Here is a 20,909-nt window from a genome sequence, read left to right as displayed (position 1 = left end):
CCACAGCATGGGGTGACGGCCAGGCTATACCTGGGTATTCATGATTTCCTGATAGGCGGACACCAGCTTGTTGCGCGCCTGGACCATGGTCTGGAACGACAGGCTGGCTTTCTGCAAGGAGACCATCACGTCCTGCAGGTTAACCCCCTCATCTCCCAACTCGAACTGCTTCTGCATTTCCTGCGAAGTTTGCTGAGCAGAATTCACCTGCTCAATGGTGGATTTGAGAACATCGGCAAAGTCAACTTGCGACGTTTCCTGCGTCTGCGCGGCCGGCTTGCCACCGGCCAGGGCCGATGCGGCCCGCAGTTCGCTCAACATCTGGTCTACATTATTGATCGACATGGCTACTCCGTACTGCGTACGTCCAGGTCATCCGGATCCTCATCCTGGCCATCTTCTTCGCGGTAGCGCTGCAATTTGTAGCGCAAGGTGCGTTCACTGATGCCCAGTTTTTCAGCAGCGAGCTTCTTGATGCCTCCCACTGCTGCCAGTGTATCCAGAATATGACGTTTTTCCAGCGTTTTCATGTCGGACTCTGCCGTCACGATAGGCTGGACTGTGGTTTCTGTCCGGGTAAGCGGTGTCGAACCGGAAACATCATCCAGCAACAGGTCGGCGGCAATAATTGCCGGCCCGGCGGCAAGAATCACCGCCCGCTGCATGACATTTTCCAATTCGCGGATGTTACCTTCCCAACTATAGGCCGTCAATTGACGTTCCGCCTCTTCGGAGAGGCTTAATCCGGAACGTCCGGCCGCTTCAGCGTATTTGTTAAGCACAAGCCGTGCCAGCGGCAAGATGTCCTCACGCCGCTCGGCGAGCGCCGGAATGCGCAGCGGGAAAACATTCAGCCGGAAATACAGGTCTTCGCGGAAACGACCGGCCTCCACCTCACCGGCAACATCACGGTTGGAAGTAGCCAGCACGCGGATGTCCAGCTTGATGGTACGGGTGCTGCCCACCCGCTCCACTTCGCGCTCCTGCAGCACCCGCAACAGTTTGGCTTGCAGCGACAAGGGCATTTCGGTGACTTCATCCAGCAGGATGGTACCGCCCTGCGCCTGTTCGAACTTGCCCGGCAAGGCTTGTGCCGCGCCGGTAAATGCGCCTTTTTCGTGGCCGAACAGCGTGGATTCCAGCAAATTGTCCGGAATGGCGGCACAGTTCACCGCCACGAAGGGGCCATCGTGGCGCCTGGAATGCCGGTGAATATAACGCGCAAGCACTTCCTTGCCCGCGCCGCTGGGGCCGGTGATCATCACGCTGGCATCGCTGCCGGCCACACGGCTGGCCAGTGCCAGCAGCTGGCGCATTTGCGGCGATTCGGCCACAGCTTCGTCGCGCTCGCCCTCCGGCAGTTTGAGGATGTGCTTTTCCACTTCGGCAATCAGGCTGGCCGGCTCGAATGGCTTGAGCAGATAGTGGGTGGCGCCGGCACGCAACAAGGCAATGGCGCGTTCGATGATGCCGTAGGCAGTCATCAGGATGAAGGGCACGCCGGGATAACGGATTTTTACTTCTTCAAACAGCGTGTAGCCGTCCATTGGCGCCATCTGCGCATCGGAAATGATCAGGCCGACCGGTGCTTTTTTCAGTTGCTGCAAGGCAGCGCTGCCATCACCGGCTTCCAGCGTGGGATAACCGGCCAGGCTGAGGGTATCGACAATCGCTTCACGCAGATCGGCGTCGTCTTCGACAACGAGAATGGGCAACTTCATCATGTTTGCTTGTATGTGCTTATGCAGTTGGCTGACGTTGGGCCACCAGCGCCACCAGGCGGCTGGCAATCGATGTCAGGGGCTGGATTTCGTGCTGGCCTTTCAGGGCGATGGCTTCCTTGGGCATGCCGAACACCACGCAGCTGGCTTCGTCCTGGGCAATGTTGTAGGCCCCGGCCTCCTTGAGTTCCAGCATGCCTTGCGCGCCATCCCGCCCCATGCCGGTGAGGATGACGCCGATACAGTTCTTGCCCACCAGATTGGCCGCCGAACGGAACAGCACATCGACAGAGGGACGGTGCCGGTTGACCGGCGGCCCGTGATGCAGCGAGGTGGAGTAGCCGATGGTGGGAGCAGACTTGACCAGCAGGTGGGAGTGGCCGGGGGCAATGTATACCGTGCCGGCCTGCAGCCGCTCGCCATCTTCGGCTTCTTTCACATGCAGCTGGCACAACGAGTCCAGCCGTGCGGCAAAGGACTTGGTGAACAGCTCCGGCATGTGCTGGGTGACGAGAATGGGCGGCATGTTGGCCGGCAGGGCCGTGAGCAGGACGCGCAATGCTTCGGTGCCCCCGGTGGAGGAGCCCACCACGATGACGGTCTGGCGCGCCAGCGGGGTTCGCCCCGGTTGACGCGGCAGAATGACGTCCGCGCTGTGACTGGGCACCACTTCCATTGGTGCGATTGGTTCCCGAGAAAACTGTCCCATTTATTTCCTTGCAATGATTCCAGCCGTATCGGCCTTGCTGTGGGAGCCTAGCTTAAGCCCAGCCCGGCATTATGCCAATACAATCACCTGGCGGGCGGAAGGATTCCGTCCTGTTGCAACTGGCGTATCCAGCCATCGCTGGCGGCTTCGATCAGGTCCAGCACCCGGTCAAAGCCCTGCTCTCCACCATAGTAGGGATCGGGCACTTCCTGTGCGGATTTCCCGCCCAGCGGGGCCAGGATGTAATCCAGTTTCGCCTCTGCCGTGGCCGGGCAGATGGCGCGCAGTGCGCTCATGTTCTGGCGGTCGGCGGCCAGAATCAGGTCATAGCGGCTGAAGTCGGCTACGGTGACCTGCCGGGCGCGCTGGCTGCTCAGGTCGTAACCGCGCCGACGGGCGGCCTGACAGCTGCGCGGATCGGGCGCTTCGCCCACGTGATAGGCATGCGTACCGGCGGAATCCACCAGCACCCGCTCGGCCAGTCCGGCTTGCTGCAATCTGGCACGCAACACGCCTTCCGCCGTAGGTGAACGGCAGATATTGCCCATGCAGACCATCAGAATCGCGTATGGCTTGTCCATGACTTCCCGTTCTTGCTTGTCGGCCTCCACCACAAAAGCGGAAGGCGCTGTTGTTTCAACATAAACCAATCAGCAGGCGCTGGCATCCCGGCTGTCTTGCTGACTGCGTCCGGTGACCCAGGCTTGCCGGGCGGCCTGATCCAGAAAGCTCCATACCAGCACACGGCTGCGCTTTTGTCCTTGCGCCATGGCAACAAGCTGGCTTTGTTTCACTCCGGCATGACGCAAGGCGGCTTGCAAGGCGGGCAGGCTGTCGGCACTGGAAACCAGGCTGGTAAACCACAGGCATTGACGGGCAAAACGGCGGCTGTCCTCAATCATCCTGCTGACAAAAGCAACTTCACCGCCCGGATAGCACAGCTCACGGTCACGCCCGCCAAAATTCAGCGCTGGTGCACGCGCACTGGCCAGTTGCTTGTCCTTGCCCAGGTTGCGCCATTTGCGCTCGCTGCCTGCTGCGGCGGCAGCACGGCTGGCATGAAACGGCGGGTTGCACAGGGTGAGGTCAAAGCGCTCGCCCTTTTGCCAGATGCCGCTGAACATGGCGTCGTCCCGCGTCTGGTGGCGCAAGGCAATATGGGCGGCAAAGGACGGATTGGCCTCTAAGATGGCCTGGGCATTGTCCAGCGCCGGGAGGTCGATATCGCTACCCACGCAATCCCAGCCGTATTCGGCATGGGCGAGCAAGGGATAGACCAGGTTGGCACCGGTGCCGATATCCAGCAGGCGGATCTGGCTGCCACGTGGCACCGTACCACCCGGCCCGGCCAACAGGTCGGCCAGGGCATGAATGTAATCGGCACGCCCCGGAATGGGTGGGCACAGATAGCCTGACGGAATATCCCACTGCTGCACGCCATACTGCTGGGCCAGCAAGGCCCGGTTGAGCAGCTTCACCGCCTGCGGGTTGGCAAAATCAATGCTGGGCAGGCCGTACGGATTGGCCTTGACATGTGGTTTGAGCGCCGGGCAGGCCGCAATCAGCGCCGCAAAATCATACTGTCCCTGATGGCGATTACGCGGATGCAGCCCGGCAGGGGCGGGTTTGTGCCGGGCAGGCGGCTTGGCGGTCATGCGGCTTCCTTGACGACGGGGAGATCGGCGAAAAGGCGGCATTGTGCCAGCATTCCGGGCGGCTGTCCGGCGCAGTCGCTATGGCACATGGTCGTAACGCGCTTCGATCTCGCGGTATGCGCCAGACTTGCGCAGCATTTCCAGGCCCCGGTCGAAATTGTCACGCTGCCATTTATAACGGAAGGCCATCTGGTAAGGTGTGGCCGGAAACAGCGGATAGACGGTCAAGGCTTGTCTGGCTGACTGTTCCGGCAGTAACTGGCGGTGGAAATACTGGATGATGCGCCAATCGCCGACAATGACATCCACCCGGCCAGCGTACAGCAGCAGGTTGCGGATTTGCTGGTCACCCTCTTCGCGATAACGCGGGTTGCCATTGGCCATGGCTTCAAATTGCGGCCCCAGCAACTGGCGGGAGCGCTGGAATGAGCTGACGGAGTAGCGTGACAGGTCGGCAATATCGTTCAGCACCAGTTTGCGCTGCGCCAGCGCGACCGCCACATTGTGGTATTCCATATAGGGCTGGGAGAAATAAGCCTTGAGCCTGCTGTAGGGATTGGTGGTGGCAATACCGTCCAGACGCCCTTGCTGCAACATGCCTTGCAAGCGCTCCATCGGGGCAAAGAAAGGCTGTACTTCCATACCAGCCCGGCGTGCTGCGGCCACCACGATGTCAAACTCCAGTCCGCGCCGCTCGGCCTCGAACACATAGGGAGGCTTGTTGCTGCCAAAGCCGATCTGCAACACCACGGCGCGACCGCTCCCCGCGCTCACGCCTTGCGGCAACACGCTGCACAACAATGTACACAAGCCAAACACGGCATTTCGTCTTGTTATCATTCTTGCCCTTGCTCAATGCTTCAGATAGCCGGACCCTGATCCATGTGCTGCCAGGCCGCCTGCTGCTGCCACTGCCGCATCCAGTCCGGCAGTGCTTGTGCCGGCATCGGCCGCGCAATGCCATAACCCTGCACCAGGCTGCAGCCCAATTTGCGCAGGGCCATGCCATGCGCCATGGTTTCCACGCCTTCGGCTATCACCTGGCGCTTGAACACGGCAGCCAGTTGAATCACCCCGGCCACGATGCCCAGGTCGTCGGCATCATCCAGCATACCCATGACAAAGCTCTGGTCGATTTTCAGGGTATCCAGCGGCAGCTTGCGCAGATAGGTCAGCGAGGAATAGCCGGTGCCAAAATCGTCCAGTGCAAAATGCACACCCAGAGTGCGGCATTGCTGCATGACCCACAATGCCTGGTCCATGTCATCCAGCGCAGCTGACTCCAGCACCTCCAGTTCCAGCAAGGACGGATCCAGCGCCGGATGGCTGCGCAATACCTGCTGCAAGTCCGGGCAGAAATCCGGGTGCAGCAGATAGTTGGCGCTGACATTCAGGCTGACCGCCAGTGGCATGCCCTGCTGCTGCCAGCTGGCAGCCTGGGCCGCGCCCTGCTCCAGCACCCAGCGGCCAAAGGTGATTTCCAGCGCACTGCCCTGCAACACCGGCAGGAAGTCTGCCGGGGCCAGCAGGCCCCGCTCCGGATGCTGCCAGCGGATGAGTGCCTCCAGACCGATCAGCCGACCGTCTTGCAGATCCACCTTCGGCTGGTAGTAAAGCAGGAATTGCCGTTGCTGCAAAGCCTGCCCCAAGGCCTCCAGCATGCGGCGATGCAGCTGTGCCTTGCGGTCGCCTTCCGGGTCGAACAGCTGGTAGCGGTTCTTGCCTGCTTCCTTGGCCTGATACATGGCCTGATCGGCATGTCGCAACAGGGTGTCGGCATCGGCATCGTCCTGCGGAAACAGGGTGACACCCACGCTGGCACTGGTGCGGATGATGGCGCTGGCCAGCGCTACGTCCTCTGCCACTGCTGCCAGAATGCGATCCAGAATGGGCATGCATTCCTCGTTGTCGGTCAGGTCACAGAGCAAGAGTACAAACTCGTCGCCACCCAGCCGGGCCAGGGTATCGCCAGCACGCAGCACCGACTTGAGCCGCTCGGTCACGGCAATCAGCAGTTGGTCGCCCGCTTCGTGGCCATGCAGGTCGTTGACGGTCTTGAAGCCGTCCAGATCGAGAAAACACACCGCACAGCACTGTCCGGTGCGACGGCTGCGGGTGAGTGCCTGCTCCATGCGGTCTGACAGTAGCCGGCGGTTGGGCACGCCGGTGAGCGGGTCGAAGTTGGCAATGCGATCCAGTTCGGCCTCATGCGCCTTGAGCTGGGTGATGTCGGAAAAAATGCCGATATAGTGCTGGATCTGGCCGGCCTGATCACGCACCACCGAAATGGACAGCAACTCGGCATACAGTTCGCCATTCTTGCGCCGGTTCCATATTTCGCCGCGCCAGAAATCATGCTGGCGCACCATGGCCCACATGTCCTGATAAAAGGCCGGTCCGTGCTGACCGGATGACAGCAGCGCGGGTGAGCTGCCGATGGCTTCGTGTTCGGCATACCCGGTGATGCGGGTAAAGGCGGAATTGACCTTGGTGATGCGCCCTGCCGGCGACACCACCATGATGCCTTCGTAGCTGCTGTCGAACACCACGGCGGCTTCTTTTTGCGCCTGGGCATGAATCTTGTGTTCGGTGATGTCGGTATGGGTGCCGGACATCATCAATGGCCGGCCTTCGGCATCGCGCTCCACCACCCGGCCGCGTGACAGCACCCAGCGCCAGCCACCGCTCAGGCTGTGGCAGCGCATTTCCATTTCATATGTCGGGCTGAGACCATCCAGATGGCGCTGCATGCTGCTTTCCACCTGCGGCAAATCCTCCGGGTGGATGTGGGACAACCACTGCTGCCGGCTGACCGGGCCGCTGTCTGCCGTGTAGCCCAGCATGGCTTTCCAGCGGTGGCTGACCTGGAAATCGTCGGTTTGCACGTTCCAGTCCCAATAGCCCTGGTCGGAGCCTTCAATCACCCGCGCCAGTTGCTGCTCGCGAGACAACAGCCTTTGCTCGGCCGCTTTCTTTTCCGTCAGGTCGCGGCCAAAGGCCATGTAACGGCCATCCTGCATGCGCACGGTGGTCAGCTCGGTCACCACTACGCCGCCATCGGCACGGTTCAGCTCCCATTCGGAGCGGATGAAGCGCTGGTCCTGCAAGGCCAGCAGATGTGCGGGCAGCGTGGCCTGGCTGGAAGGTGCCAGCAAATCGACAATGTGCATTTGCAGTATCTGCGACTGGCTGTGGCCGGTCATGCGGCAGGCAGAAGGATTGGCAAACAGGTAATGGCCGTTTTCATCGGCAATCCAGATGGCATCGCCTGCTTCATTCAGCACCAGATGCAGGTCTTCATCCAGCCGCCGCCGTTCGGTAATGTCGGACAGCGTGCCCACCAGCCGCCACACCTCGCCGCTGGGGCTGCGCTCCACCGCCCTGCCCCGCACGCGTACCCAGAGCAACTCGCCGCTACGGGTCATCAGGCGGATGTCAAACTCCATCTGGCTGGTTTCGCCGCGCAGGTGGGCGTTGAGGGCCTGCTGCCAGACTTCCAGGTCATCGCTGAACAACAGCTTGCGAAAGAAAGACACGTCATGGGTATCGTCTTCCGGCGCATAGCCGGTGAGCGAGAAATAGCGGGCCGAACGATAGACATAACCGGTGCGCAGGTCCCAGTCCCAGAAACCGTCGCTGGTGGCCTCCACCACTTGTTGCAGGCGGCGTTCGCTGCTGCGGATCTGCATGGTCAGGCGCATGCGCTCACTGATGTCCTGCACCGTGCCGTGCAAACGCACCACGCGGCCATCTTCATCGCACACCGCCTCGCCGCGGGCGGTGATCCAGCGGTGCTCGCCATCCGGGCGAATCACCTCGGCATCACACTGGTAGGCATGGCCGTCATGCAGGCACTGTTCCACCAGCGCCGACAGGCTGACCCAGCTCTCCGGGGTAAAGTAGCTGGCCACTTCCGGATACACCGCCGGCGGCAAGTCCGTCGAGCGGCCATAGATGTGGTAGATCTCACTGGACCAGCTGTGCTTGTCCTGCAGCACATCCCAGCTCCAGTTGCCGATACCGGCCTGCCGCTGCGCTGCCCGCAGCTCCGCCTCGCTGTCGCGCAGGCGCTGCTCGGCCTGCTTGTGCCGCGAGATATCACGCGAAATGCCGAACAGGCCCACCACCTGGCCGTCCAGATCGAACACCGGCCCTTTGCTGACCTGGAATACCATGTCCTCACCACTTTGCAGCCGCACATGTTCCTCATGCGCATGCAATGTGCCTGCCTGCATGATGGCGCTGTCACTGCGCATCAGGCTGTCGGCCGATTCGGCATCGAACAAGGCGCGGTCATCCTGCCCGATGATTTCCGCCGCCGTGTGACCGACAAAACGGCAAGCCGCTTCATTCACCAGCAGGTAACGGCCCTGCCTGTCCTTGACGAACACAGCATCGGAAGTGCCGCTGACCACGGCATCCAGCAGGTTGCGATGGGTTTCGTTGCGCTGTGCCAGTCGTCGCAGCATGCCGCTGAACAGGCTGACCGTGATGCCGCACAGGCCGAGAAAACCCCATTGCAAGGTATAAACCGGCGTACTTTCCGGGCTGTGGAAGTGTGGCGTGGCCATCAGGTCTGTACCCAGCATGACCAGCAAGGTAGCCAGCAAGCCCGGCCCCATGCCTCCCAACATGGCAGTCACCAATACCGGGAACATCAGCATGATGAACAAGGGACGTTGATCAATACTGATGGGCACCAGCTGGCGCAGGCCCAATGCCGCCAGCACGGCAACAATGGCAAACACATAGCCCAGCCAGGCAGGGATGCGTTCCTTGCTCATGCGCTCCGACCAGCTTTCTAGCAGGCCGGCAGCGGCATTGTGTTCGGCCGGTGGTACGGCACGCAAAGAGAAATACAGCAGCGCTGCCGTCATCAGCACGAAGACGGCACCTTTCCAGGTGGAGAGCTCCAGCATGGTGGCAGGGTCGGCCAGCAAGGAAAGCAGGCTGTCGGACAGCAATATCCACAGCATGGCCAGCACGCAATAGGCACAGACCACCAGCCGGATGAAACGGGTTCTTGCGGGAGCAACCATGCTGCGATGACCCTAATTCATGCTGTCAGGACAGCAAATACTGTTTTGTTGATATGCCTTGTTGACTGAGCATGATACACAGCCCGGTGCAGTCGAACATAAATGCAGTCACACCACATTGCCATACACCATCGGTAGTAGGGCAGCAGCGTGACCAGACAAGGCTTGATCATGATCAGCGCAGGCGGAAGCGGCTGACAATGCCATGTATCTGTTCGACTTGCCCATCCAGCTTGGCCAGCGCATGGGCCGTGGCATCGGCCTCGCTGCGGGTTTCCGAGGCACCACCGGCAATACCGCTTACATCATCCGCCAGTTCGGCGCAGCTTTGTTGTTGTTCGGCCACGTTCTGGCTGACCCCGCCCACCAGTTGCACCACCTCTGTCGCCTGCTGGCTGATGGTTTGTACCGACTCACCAGCCAGGTTGATGTTGTCCACACTGGTGGCCACGCTGTCTTCCACTTGCTGCATGTCCGCCACGGCAAGCTGCACCTGACTGCCAATGGATTTGACGATGGTCTCGATTTCGCCAGTGGAACGGCTGGTGGAATCCGCCAGCTTGCGCACTTCGTCAGCCACCACGGCAAAACCGCGCCCTGCTTCACCGGCACGCGCAGCCTCGATGGCGGCATTGAGTGCCAGCAGATTGGTTTGCGCGGCCAGGGATTCGATGACGGCGACAATCCTGGTAATGGCGGCGCTGGAGTCCTGCAACTGATGCAGGCAGCTGGCGGTTTGTCCCACCGCAGCAGACACCGAGCGGATGTCATTCAGCGCGGTATGAATGATGGCCTTGTTCTGGTGTGCACGCTCGGCCGAATCGCTACACAGCGTGGCGGCCTTGTCCACCTTGCGCAGGATGTCCAGCATGCCGCCGTTCAATTGCTGCAAGGACTGGTCAATATGCTGCGACGCCCGCTCGCCCGTTTCGGCCACCGTGCTCAAATGCTGTGAGGTGACGCCCATATTGCGGTTGGCTTCCACCACGGCCTGCAGGCAGGTTTCCACTTGCAACATGCCGTCCTGCAGGGCTTGCAACAGGCGATTGAGGGCCTCGCCTGCCCTGGCCGCCTGCTTGCTGCACAAGCCTTCCACCCGCCGGGTGAGGTCGAAGTTCTCCGCCACGGCAATCATGGTGGATTCGATGCGGCGCAGGTCGTAAATCTGCTTGAAGGTTTGATACTGGCGGTACACCACGAACAGCCCGAACAGGAACAGCAGGCCCAGCACCAGTCGCACCACCAGCATGGTATTGCGCTGACTGGCATACAAGGGAGCCAGCTGCCGTTCCAGCTGTGCCGGAGTCAGGTAGTAGTACAGCGTCCACGGCTTGTCGCTATGGATTTTCACGGGCAGGCTGAGCCAGGCACCACCCAGCGCAGCCGCCTGTTGCTTGCCACTGAGCAAGTCGGGCAGCACGGTATTGCGGCGGTCGAAAATACGGATGCCGCGCTCGGCATTCACCAGCGCAAAATTACCGGCCTCCTCCGGCATTTTCAGCCCGGTTTTGGCCGCTTCTTCCTTGTCTTTGGGGGTAAGAACCAGGAAAGGCATGTTGAGCAACGCTGCCTCGAATACATTGGCGCGCACGATGGACGACACCACCCCGATGAACTGGTGCTGCATATCGTAGACCGGCACGGAATACAGGAAGCCGGAAGCGTCGTACACATTGCACTGCGATTTGGAGTAGTACTGGGTATTGTCGCAGGTGCGCATCAGCGGCGAAGTGACCGCCGGGATGTCATCCAGCACCTTGAAATCAAAGCGTGGATGCGCTGCCTTGAGCTCGGCCAACTGGGTGGGGAAATAGCTGTATTCCTCGTCTTCCAGTTGCTCGGGGACGTCCGGGTCCTTGCTTTTGGCCTCGTCCTCGTCTTTTTTCCCGCCTTCCGGCTCCAGTCGCACGGTATCAAACATGAAAAAAGGCACCTGGCCTTTTTTGAAGTCCAGCCCGTCCATGACTGCATAAACTTCTGACACCCGGGTACGGCTGACCAGATTGTTGAACACCTGCTGCACGGTCAGGAAGGCATCGGCGGTAAAGCGGTGATTGGCCACCACATCTTCTTTTTCATCCGCCCGGTTACCCCCGCGGATTTGCCGCACGCTGGGCATCAGGCTGATGGTGCGGGTGTTTTCATACATGGTGTTGAACATGTCCTGCACCAGCTTTTGCTTGTGTTCCAGCTGCGGCATGGCTTCTTGCTGGATCACCTGCTCGCGCGCAGTAGCCAGACGCCCGGCCGACCAGCGCTGCATGGCCCACTCGCTGGCAATCAGCACAATGGCAAAACCAAGCAGCAGATAGCACAAGCGGGCAAACAGGAAAACCTTCCACGGCGACCGGCTTCTGTTCGTCATTTTTGTTCAACTTTAAATTAATGAATGAAGATTACCCGCTCCCAATATCAGGGTTATAGAAAGAAAACAGGCTTTGCGGTAGCTGATTTGATCAGGCTGAGCCGACCTGAGCGATGCACACCCTGTGCACGGAACAATACAGGCAGCAAAACTCATTCAGCATTAAACTGGAAAAGACACCGGTTATTCAGCCACTTAGGATTTAAATCATAGCTTTATCACGATTTAGACCAACAGCAAGCAGGCTACCGTGCAAGGCTGGCCGAAGCCCTCCACATCCCGGAGCCTGCTGCCGGTTTCAGCCGCGGCGGAGTGCCAGAACGGGCAGCTCCGGCAGGCCATGTTTGTGCCGGGCTTTGCGGCATTGGGCATCGCCCGCCTGCACCTCGTGACATGGCGAGGGGCGCTGGGCATACAGGCTGCAGGACACGGACTGCCCTACTTCGCCCTGCAAAGCCATACAGCGTGGTGCAGGCTGATTGGTGCCGCGCAAACAGGCATGCCAGGGGCTGGCTTGCTCCAGCGCGGTATCGGGCAGGCCAAGGCTGACCGCCTCGGACCAGTAGAAGGAAACACGAAAACTGGCGCAACAGGCGCCGCAATCCAGACAGGGATTGAATGTGACAGTGGCAGGAGCGTTCATCATTGAGCGTGTCAGACAAAGTGATGGACCAGGTGCAGGCCGGTAGCGGCCATGACTGTGTGACTGCACCACAGCCAGCGTGCATGCTGGCGCTACGGATGCCGCCGGGCAGCACTATACCTGCCTGTCATCACTCGGAAAAGTCTGACCTATATTGCATCGCAGCAAGGCGTCATCGCACCTGATATGCACATGCTCAAGCTGTCGCCGATAGCATCAAGTCGGCATGGGCAGGGCCATGTTCTGCCGAATCACTTTTCACCGGGGCAGGTCTGCGCCTGATTGTTCAAACCCTGCTTTTCCACCCGGAAGCGGGCGATGGTGCGTCCATCCTGCTGCTGCAAGGTGACGACATACAGGCTGTCGAAATCGCTGTAATGCCAATCCGGCACCTGGGCCGGGTCTGCGCCGTAACGTGCCAGCAGTTGCGCCGCCATTCTGGCCACCAGCCTGTGCTCCCAGGATACGAACACCGTGGCGTCCCGGTTGGCCGGGCTGGTGATGGCTGCCTCCAGCGCGTCCAGTTCATCCAGGCCAAAGTCGGTGTTCACCGGCAAGCCCAGACGGATGGCGGTGGGCTCGATGGTGGCCAGCGGACGGATGTAGTTGTACGGCACGCCGCCGTCTTTCTTGCGGATGCCGGGATTGGGGGCGAACAAGGCGGCCGGTCGGTCAAAGCGGGCGGCCAGTACCGCAGGCAGTGCCAATGCCCGGTTCAGCCCCTGGCAACTGAGCTGCCCGAGACCAGCGGCCGGCTTCTCCGCATGGCGGAACAGCACAATGGTTTCATCGGCCAGACTGGAGCCTGCCAGCAACAGGCCGGCACAGAAGGTCAGGGAAGTCAGTGTGGTTTTCATCAGGATGATCCGGTAAGGCCTGCTGGCAGCAAATGCTGGCAGGCTAGCAGAAAAGCAGCCGTGCTGACCAATCACGTCGGCCTGGGCTCAGGCCACCACTCCGCCCACATGCTGGCTGGCCAGCGTCTGCAATTGCGGCCCCAGTTGCAAGGCCAGCTGCCACAAGCGCTCTGCCACCGGCGACAGCGAACGCTGGCGTCGCGGATCAGCATGATGCTGCGGCGCTGTTCCGGCAGCAGCGGTCGCACGGTCAGGCTGGCTCCGGCAGGCAGCGGAAGTGCCAGACCCGGCGACACGCTGATGCCGATGCCGGCCTGCACCATCTGGAAAACCGAGCTGGAGTGCCCCAGTTGCTGGGCGACCGGGCAGTGCACCCCCTGGCTGGCCAGAATGCGGTCTATCACCGCCCTGCTGCCGGAACTGTAATCCAGCAACACCAGCGGCAGCCCGTCCAGTGCCTGCCACGGCACGGCATCCATGGCGGCCAGCGGATGGTCGTCGCGGCAGATCAGCCAGAAACCGTCATCCAGCAAAGGCTGGCATTCCAGATCATCCACCACACCCGGCTCCACCACGATGCCGAAATCCACCTCGCCGCTGCGCACGCTTTCCACATTCAGGCGCTGTACCTGGTCGTGCAGCACCGGGCGGATGTGTGGAAACTGGCGGGCACATTGCGCCAGCAAGCTGGGCAGCAAGCTGGCGGACAAGGTGGGGCTGCTGGCGATATGCACGGTGCCGTGCGCCTGCTCGCCTTCCTTGCGCGCCTCTTCCAGCAACAGCTGCAATTCATCCAGCAAGCGGGATAGCTGGCCGGCAAAGCGCAGGCCGGCGGCGGTGAGCTCCACCTCGCGCGTGGTGCGGTCCAGCAGGCGCATGCCCAGTTCTGCTTCCAGCTCGCGAATGCAACGGCTGACTGCGGGCTGGGTCAGGCCGATTTCGTCCCCTGCCCGGCTGAAACTGCGCAAGCGTGCCACTGCCCGGAACACCTGTAACTGGCGCAAACTGACATTCATGATTTTTTCTTATCTATTGATCTGATAAATCAATTTGTAGTCTGAATGCTTTCGCGGTTCAATAGCAAGCTGATTTCCCGCCGCAATAGGGCACTCTCATGCTGAAAATGATTGATTCCTTCACCCTGGCGCTGATTGCCACGGTCACCCTGGCCAGCCTGCTGCCCTGTCAGGGCGAGGTGGCTCAGGCCATGAACCTGATCACCACCTTGGCCATCGGCCTGCTGTTTTTCCTGCACGGGGCCAAGCTGTCGCGCGAGGCCGTGATTGCCGGTGCCACCCACTGGAAGCTGCACCTGACGGTAATGGCCTGCACCTTTGTGCTGTTCCCGGTACTGGGGCTGGCGCTCAAGCCGCTGCTGGGCCCGCTGGTGACGCCAGAGCTGTATCTGGGCGTGCTCTACCTGTGCATGCTGCCGTCCACCGTGCAATCGTCGATTGCCTTTACCTCGATGGCGCAGGGCAATATCCCGGCGGCCATTTGCAGCGCCACCGCGTCCAATATCTTCGGCATTTTCATCACGCCTTTGCTGGTGGGCATGCTGGTGATCAGCCATCACGGCAGCGACCAGGGCATGGGTTCCATCACCGACATCGTGTTGCAGCTGCTGCTGCCCTTTATTGCCGGCCAGATTGCCCGCCGCTGGATTGGCGGCTGGGTGGACAAGCACAAGCCGCTGCTGCGCTATGTGGACCAGGGCTCCATCCTGCTGGTGGTGTACACCGCCTTCAGTGCGGCGGTGATTACCGGCCTGTGGCAGCAAACCCCGCCGCAATCCTTGCTGGGCCTGCTGGTCGTGTGTGGCCTGCTGCTGGCCATCCTGCTGGGGCTGACCGCCTACTCCAGCCGCAAGCTGGGTTTTGACCGTGCCGACCAGATCACCATCGTGTTCTGCGGCTCGAAAAAAAGTCTGGCCAGCGGTGTGCCGATGGCCAAGGTGCTGTTTGCCGGCCACCCCATCGGCTCCATCGTGCTGCCCTTGATGCTGTTTCACCAGATCCAGCTGATGACCTGTGCGGTACTGGCGCAACGCTATCGCAAGCAGCAACTGGCAACTGAGGCTGGCTAAAACCGGATAGTCAAAACAAAGCCCCGTCAGCATTACACTGGCGGGGCTTTGCGTTTGCCTGGGTGCGGCACTTACAGATCGCTGATGAACATCCTTTCCTTCAGCGCCTTCAACTCGTCGCGCAGGCGGGCGGCTTTTTCGAACTCCAGATTGCGCGCCGCTTCCATCATTTCCTTCTCCAGACGCTTGATTTCCCTGGCCAGCGTCTTTTCGTCCATCATCGCCACTTGCGCTTCATCCACCAGTTTCTTGCGCTGGTCCTCCACGCTGTACACGCCGTCGATGATGTCCTTGATCTTCTTGTTGATACCCTGCGGCACGATGCCATGCTCGGCATTGAAGGCCAGTTGCTTGGCGCGGCGCCGTTCGGTTTCATCCATCGCGCGACGCATGGAATCGGTAATGCGGTCGGCGTACAGCAGCGCCTTGCCGTTGAGGTTACGCGCGGCGCGGCCTATGGTCTGGATCAGGGAGCGGTCCGAGCGCAGGAAGCCTTCCTTGTCGGCATCCAGAATGGCCACCAGGCTGACTTCGGGGATATCCAGCCCCTCGCGCAGCAGGTTGATGCCGATCAGCACGTCGAACATGCCCAGGCGCAGGTCGCGGATGATTTCCACCCGCTCCACGGTGTCGATATCACTATGCAGGTAACGTACCTTCACGCCGTGCTCGGTGTAATAGTCCGCCAGCTGTTCGGCCATGCGCTTGGTGAGCGTGGTTACCAGCACCCGTTCGCCCAGGTCCATGCGCAGGCGGATTTCCGACAGCAAATCGTCCACCTGGGTGGCTACCGGACGGATTTCAATCACCGGGTCCACCAGACCGGTAGGACGCACCACCTGCTCCACCACCTGCCCGGCATGTTCTTTTTCGTAGGCAGCCGGTGTAGCAGATACAAACACCGTCTGCGGCATCAGCTTTTCGAATTCGTGGAATTTCAGCGGCCGGTTGTCCACGGCGGACGGCAGGCGGAAACCGTAATCCACCAGATTGCTCTTGCGCGCGGCATCGCCCTTGTACATCGCCCCCACCTGCGGCACGGTGACATGGGATTCGTCGATGAACATCAGCGCATTCTTGGGCAGGTAGTCAATCAGCGTCGGTGGCGCATCGCCCGGCGCCCGGCCGGAAAAGTGGCGCGAGTAGTTTTCAATGCCCTTGCAAAAGCCCATCTCGTACAGCATTTCCAGGTCGAAGCGGGTGCGCTGCTCGATGCGCTGCGCCTCCACCAGCTTGCCTTCCTTCTGGTACCACTCGATACGCTCGGCCAGTTCCAGCTTGATTTTCTCGCAGGCCTTGAGCACGGTGTCGCGCGGCGTCACATAGTGGCTGGACGGGAACACGGTATAGCGGCCAACCCGCTGTTTGGTGACGCCTGTCAACGGATCGAACAGGGTAAGCGTTTCCACCTCATCGTCAAACAGGCTGACGCGCAAGGCGGTATCGCTGCTTTCTGCCGGAAAAATGTCGATTACATCGCCACGCACCCGGAAAGTACCACGGCCGAAATCCACATCGTTGCGATCGTACTGCATGGTGGTGAGGCGGCTGATGATGCTGCGCTGCGGTGTGGTTTCCCCTTCCTTCAGATGCAGGATCATCTGGTGGTAGTCGGATGGATCGCCAATACCGTAAATGGCCGACACGGTAGCCACGATGATGCAGTCCGGCCGCTCCAGAATGGATTTGGTGGCGGACAGGCGCATCTGTTCGATGTGTTCATTGATGCTGGAGTCTTTTTCAATGAACAGGTCGCGGCTGGGAACGTAAGCCTCCGGCTGGTAGTAGTCGTAGTAGGAAACAAAATACTCGACTGCATTTTCCGGGAAAAACTCGCGCATTTCGCTGTACAGCTGCGCGGCCAGCGTCTTGTTGTGCGCCATGATGATGGCCGGCCTGCCGGTGTGGGCAATGACATTGGCCATGGTGAAGGTTTTGCCCGAACCGGTGACCCCCAGCAGGGTTTGATAGGACAAGCCGTCTTCCAGGCCCTCCACCAGCTGGGCAATGGCGGTGGGCTGGTCGCCAGCAGGCGGGAAGGGCTGGTGCAAACGGAAGGGACTATCCGGAAAGGTAAGCAGCATGGTCTTTTCGCGCGATTCAAGTGTGACGATTTTACGCCGATAACAGGATGAACTCACTCCCGGCGCATCATTGATTTTTATCTGTGAAATTGCCTGCCACAGAGGCAAAACATTGTTTAAAATGTAGGCAACCCGATCACGAGCCGAGATGAAGAATCCTTGCCCATCAACATGGTGGTGACAGGCGTTTCTGCAAGGCTGTATCTCCACCGACAAGACACGGGAGTGTATCTCTTATGCTGAGAAAATTTGCCGCCCTGCTGGTTTCCGCCGCCCTGGCGATGCCGGCAGTGGCCGCGCCACCTGCTGGCGTCATGGTTGCCAGCCAGATGGCCAACCACGCCGTTCCGCGCCTGAATTCGCATTCGGTGCTGGTTCTTAACGGCAGCACGGGTGAACCGCTGTACGAAAAGAACATCCACCAGCGCATGCCCATTGCCTCCATCACCAAGCTGATGACGGCCATGGTGCTGCTGGATTCCGGGGTTTCGCTGGATCAGGAAGTATCGGTTTCCGATGCGGAAATCGACCGCCTGAAGAACACCACCTCGCGTCTGGCCGTGGGCACCACCCTGCCGCGCAAGGAAATGTTGCTGCTGGCGCTGATGTCCTCGGAAAACCGTGCAGCCGCCACACTGGCACGCACCGCCCTGCCCGGCGGCACCGCGGCCTTTGTCGAGCGCATGAACAAGAAAGCACGCAGCCTGGGCATGAACGAAACGGTGTTCTACGACCCGACCGGCCTGGATCTGCGCAACACGTCCACCGCGAATGACCTGGCGCGCATGGTAAAAGCGGCGCATAACTACCCGCTGATCCGCGCCTTTACCACCACGCCAGAGCACCAGATCGTGTCGGTACACAACCGCGTGCTGCAGTATCGCAACAGCAATGCACTGGTACGTGAAGGCAACTGGGACATCAGCGTCCAGAAAACCGGTTACATCCAGGAAGCCGGCCGCTGCATGGTGATGCAGACTACCGTGGGTTCGCAGCCGCTGATCATCGTGCTGCTGGCTGCAGGCGGCAACTCTGCCCGCGTCAATGATGCGCGCAACATCAAGACCTGGCTGGAGTCGCATCCGGGCAACTGGCTGGCAGGTTGAACCCTGCAGATACAGACACAGGGCCGGGCAACCGGCCTTTTTTCATCATGACAAGGCAGACGGGCTCGCAAGCCCGCATCAGGAGTCACCGTTGACCATTACCATCCGCCCCGCCACCCATGACGATGCCGCACTGATTCTGGCTTATATCCGCGAACTGGCCATTTATGAAAAGGCCGAACACGAAGTGGTGGCCAGTGTGGCCGATATCGAACAGTCCCTGTTCGGCCCGGACAGCACTGCCCATGGCCTGATCTGCCTGCAAGACGAGCAGCCGGTGGGCTATGCGGTGTATTTCTTCAATTATTCCACCTGGCAGGGCAAGTCCGGCCTTTATCTGGAAGACCTGTACATCACCCCGGCGGCGCGTGGCAGTGGTGCCGGCAAAAAGCTGTTGCGTCACCTGGCGCAGCTGGCCGTAGCCCGCGGTTGTGGCCGCTTCGAATGGAGCGTGCTGGACTGGAACCAGCCAGCCATCGATTTTTACGAATCCTTTGGTGCCGCCGCCCAGTCCGAATGGGTGAAATACCGGCTGGCTGGCGACGCGCTGCTGCAGTTTGCCGAGCAGGCCTGAAGAAACCTGCTCCAGCAAAAAGCCCCGCACTTGCGGGGCTTTTTTACAGCGTTTTAACGCCGGGTCATGAAGCGGACGTAATCGCCCTCTTCCACCTTGAGTCTGGCGCTTTGCACCTGGGCAATGGAAAAATTCGGCTGCACCTGGGTCAGGGTAATGGTGCCGGACAGATCCTCCGGCACACCCAGTTCCCGCACGCCGCCGCCACTGCGCACGATCTGCGCCGAACGCGGTTTGTACAGCAGCATCTGGTCGCCAACTTTCATGCCATCAAGGCCACCGGCATTGATGAACACCTGACGGCCGTCTTCCACTTTCACCACCTTGGCCGACAAGGGAATACAGCTGAGCACGTCGCCCAGTTGACGGGTGGCCTGATCCAGCAGCGCATTCACCACACTGCCATAGTCGCCGTCCCAGAATGCGGCAGTGGCAAAATCCACCGGCAGCTGTGCCACCACCTTGCCACGGGCAACCTGGCTGATGCGCTGGTCGGCCAGCACCGCACCGGTCAGGGCATCGTACACCCAGACTTCCAGATCGAACTGCCGTGCCGAGGGCTCATATTTGAACGCCTGCCCGAACATCCCGGCCAGCGGCCCGGTGTAATACGCGCCTTGCTGGCTGGTATTGTTGGACTCGAACATGGTGTGACGCACGCTCTTGGCCACCACGCCGGTGGACAGCACCCGACCGGCCACCACGAACTGCACGTCCTCACGCCGCCCCAGCTCGCGCACGGTTTCCCAGCCGGCCACCGGCTCGTCTGCCGCCATATTGCTCAGCACGGTCAGATGCCCGGCATTGCGCACGTCAAACTGGTTTTGCTGGCGCAGGCGGCGCGCCAGGTCGGCCGGCAGCGCAGTGGCGAGATTGCGCAGGTCGTTGGCTTCGGACGGGTTCACCACATAAAAGTAGGTGGTCAGCAATTTGCGCCGCAGGGTGCGGCCAGCGGGCATGCCGCAGTTGGCGTTCTGCGTCGGGGTTGGTGCACTGGCTACCGGGCCGGCGACACTGGCTTGCGGGTCTATGCTCAGCCGCACGTGATACATGCCGTTCTTGGTGTATTCCAGCAGGATTTTCACCTTGCCTTGCAAGGCTGGTGCGGACAGCACACTGCTTTCGCTGAGCGTGCCGGACTGCATCAGTTGCAGCGATTGCAGCTCGGCACCATTGCTGATTGCCGCCTGCTGCAGGGCATCACGGATGGCCATTTCGCGCGCGGCCGGGCTGCCGGCTTCCATGTCGGCAACCCCTTCCGCCTCGATGGGCGCAGCCAGCAGCGGGGCAGAGAATGCAAAAGCCGCCACAAGGGCGGCCATCAAGCGGTAAACACGCCGTGTCATCATCAGTGGGCTACGTAGTAATTGCTTTCGTAACGGGTGGCACCGCAATTGCCTTCGGCGCACTCCAGACCGGCCACGCCATTTTGCTGGGCAGCCTTCATCACACTACCAGTTTTTTCCAGCGCGTTCTTGTATTGCTTGTAGAAATCCTGATCCAGCGTGATTTCTGCCACGGCTTCGCTGGTGCCATCCGGTTGCATGGTGGTGGAAACCAGATGCACGCCGCGCAGATAGGCATCCACATAGGTGCGGAAGCCGTCGCTGGTGGCCACCATATTGGCGACCGAGCTGTTACCCACCAGTTTCAGGCCTTGCACCTGTTCGGCAATGGAGCGGAAGGCATCCAGCCGGGCGGCTCGCATGGACAGCAACTTGCGCTGGGACGGTGTCAGGGAAGAGGAATACGGTGCAGCCCCGCTACCCGTGGCACGGATCACGATGGGCGCATTGGGGTTGACCTCTTTCACCACCACACGGGGTGCTTCCGGCTCGATACCGGCACCGGCGTAGCCCACACCGGTAAACGCGGTATTGCTGGCAGCAGGTTCGGGCGCAGCGCGCGGTGCTTCGGCAACAGGCTGGCTGGCCGAGGCACAGGCAGTCAGACCCAGCAACAGGGATACGGCGGCCAAATGACGAGTGCAGGTGTTCATGACGGTGACCATTTCTACTTGTTCTTGGGACAAAGGCAGGCGCACGCGGGCGTAGCGTCAGCATTATATCG

17 protein-coding genes are annotated in these 20,909 nt (G+C 60.6%); 3 read left to right on the top strand and 14 right to left on the bottom strand.

Going from position 1 to position 20,909, the window contains the following annotated elements:
* Positions 1–24: 24 nt before the first annotated feature.
* From fliE to AWT75_RS14645, 11 genes are all read right to left on the bottom strand, one after another.
* On the bottom strand, positions 25–345 hold the full coding sequence (fliE, locus tag AWT75_RS14695) for a flagellar hook-basal body complex protein FliE (protein WP_045848356.1): 321 nt from the start codon (positions 343–345) through the stop codon (positions 25–27).
* 2 nt (positions 346–347) lie between these two features.
* Positions 348–1,724 (bottom strand): sigma-54-dependent transcriptional regulator, encoded by a 1,377-nt coding sequence (locus tag AWT75_RS14690; protein WP_062789924.1) that lies wholly within the window; start codon positions 1,722–1,724, stop codon positions 348–350.
* A gap of 16 nt (positions 1,725–1,740) precedes the next feature.
* A complete protein-coding gene (locus tag AWT75_RS14685; protein ID WP_045848358.1) occupies positions 1,741–2,430 on the bottom strand; it encodes a chemotaxis protein CheB in 690 nt (229 codons plus the stop codon).
* Positions 2,431–2,513: 83 nt separating this feature from the next.
* Positions 2,514–3,011, bottom strand: coding sequence for a low molecular weight protein-tyrosine-phosphatase (locus tag AWT75_RS14680; protein WP_239689610.1), 498 nt, complete (start codon positions 3,009–3,011; stop codon positions 2,514–2,516).
* A gap of 69 nt (positions 3,012–3,080) precedes the next feature.
* On the bottom strand, positions 3,081–4,085 hold the full coding sequence (gene rlmF, locus AWT75_RS14675) for a 23S rRNA (adenine(1618)-N(6))-methyltransferase RlmF (protein WP_062789921.1): 1,005 nt from the start codon (positions 4,083–4,085) through the stop codon (positions 3,081–3,083).
* 78 nt (positions 4,086–4,163) lie between these two features.
* Positions 4,164–4,925, bottom strand: a complete 762-nt coding sequence (locus AWT75_RS14670) for a substrate-binding periplasmic protein (protein ID WP_045848360.1) — start codon at positions 4,923–4,925, stop codon at positions 4,164–4,166.
* 20 nt (positions 4,926–4,945) lie between these two features.
* The gene (locus AWT75_RS14665) at positions 4,946–9,124 is read right to left on the bottom strand and encodes a PAS domain S-box protein (protein WP_062789918.1); all 4,179 of its coding nucleotides are present in this window, start codon (positions 9,122–9,124) and stop codon (positions 4,946–4,948) included.
* A gap of 175 nt (positions 9,125–9,299) precedes the next feature.
* Positions 9,300–11,489 (bottom strand): methyl-accepting chemotaxis protein, encoded by a 2,190-nt coding sequence (locus tag AWT75_RS14660; RefSeq protein WP_082696125.1) that lies wholly within the window; start codon positions 11,487–11,489, stop codon positions 9,300–9,302.
* A gap of 298 nt (positions 11,490–11,787) precedes the next feature.
* A complete protein-coding gene (locus AWT75_RS14655) occupies positions 11,788–12,135 on the bottom strand; it encodes a YkgJ family cysteine cluster protein (RefSeq protein ID WP_239689609.1) in 348 nt (115 codons plus the stop codon).
* A gap of 248 nt (positions 12,136–12,383) precedes the next feature.
* Positions 12,384–12,989: a hypothetical protein gene (locus AWT75_RS14650; RefSeq protein ID WP_153013344.1), complete on the bottom strand. Its 606-nt coding sequence runs from the start codon at positions 12,987–12,989 to the stop codon at positions 12,384–12,386.
* Between the two features lie 71 nt (positions 12,990–13,060).
* Positions 13,061–14,005, bottom strand: coding sequence for a LysR family transcriptional regulator (locus AWT75_RS14645; RefSeq protein WP_239689608.1), 945 nt, complete (start codon positions 14,003–14,005; stop codon positions 13,061–13,063).
* Between the two features lie 98 nt (positions 14,006–14,103).
* Here AWT75_RS14645 and AWT75_RS14640 point away from each other — a divergent pair, with 98 nt between their 5' ends.
* Positions 14,104–15,075 carry a bile acid:sodium symporter family protein gene (locus AWT75_RS14640; protein ID WP_062789899.1) on the top strand — a complete coding sequence of 324 codons (972 nt, stop codon included), beginning with the start codon at positions 14,104–14,106 and terminating at the stop codon, positions 15,073–15,075.
* Between the two features lie 71 nt (positions 15,076–15,146).
* Here the strand turns inward: AWT75_RS14640 and uvrB are convergent, their stop codons facing one another.
* Positions 15,147–17,159 (bottom strand): excinuclease ABC subunit UvrB, encoded by a 2,013-nt coding sequence (gene uvrB / locus AWT75_RS14635; protein WP_062789896.1) that lies wholly within the window; start codon positions 17,157–17,159, stop codon positions 15,147–15,149.
* Positions 17,160–17,395: 236 nt separating this feature from the next.
* On the opposite strand from uvrB, the gene AWT75_RS14630 reads away from it, so the two are divergent.
* Positions 17,396–18,265, top strand: a complete 870-nt coding sequence (locus tag AWT75_RS14630) for a serine hydrolase (RefSeq protein ID WP_045848365.1) — start codon at positions 17,396–17,398, stop codon at positions 18,263–18,265.
* A gap of 91 nt (positions 18,266–18,356) precedes the next feature.
* Complete coding sequence (locus AWT75_RS14625) at positions 18,357–18,839, top strand: GNAT family N-acetyltransferase (RefSeq protein ID WP_045848366.1); 483 nt, start codon at positions 18,357–18,359, stop codon at positions 18,837–18,839.
* 53 nt (positions 18,840–18,892) lie between these two features.
* Here AWT75_RS14625 and AWT75_RS14620 read toward each other — a convergent pair whose 3' ends face one another.
* Together AWT75_RS14620 and AWT75_RS14615 are read right to left on the bottom strand one after the other, a co-directional pair.
* Complete coding sequence (locus AWT75_RS14620; RefSeq protein ID WP_082696124.1) at positions 18,893–20,188, bottom strand: flagellar assembly protein T N-terminal domain-containing protein; 1,296 nt, start codon at positions 20,186–20,188, stop codon at positions 18,893–18,895.
* Complete coding sequence (locus AWT75_RS14615) at positions 20,188–20,838, bottom strand: LPP20 family lipoprotein (RefSeq protein ID WP_045848385.1); 651 nt, start codon at positions 20,836–20,838, stop codon at positions 20,188–20,190. The genes AWT75_RS14620 and AWT75_RS14615 overlap by 1 nt, the downstream gene beginning before the upstream one ends.
* Between the last annotated feature and the right edge of the window lie 71 nt (positions 20,839–20,909).

The organism is Aquitalea pelogenes (genome assembly GCF_001515305.1).
GTDB classification, from domain to species: domain Bacteria; phylum Pseudomonadota; class Gammaproteobacteria; order Burkholderiales; family Chromobacteriaceae; genus Aquitalea; species Aquitalea pelogenes.
Note: the sequence above shows the minus strand (reverse complement) of the source record. Positions and strands in the feature narration are given on the sequence as shown.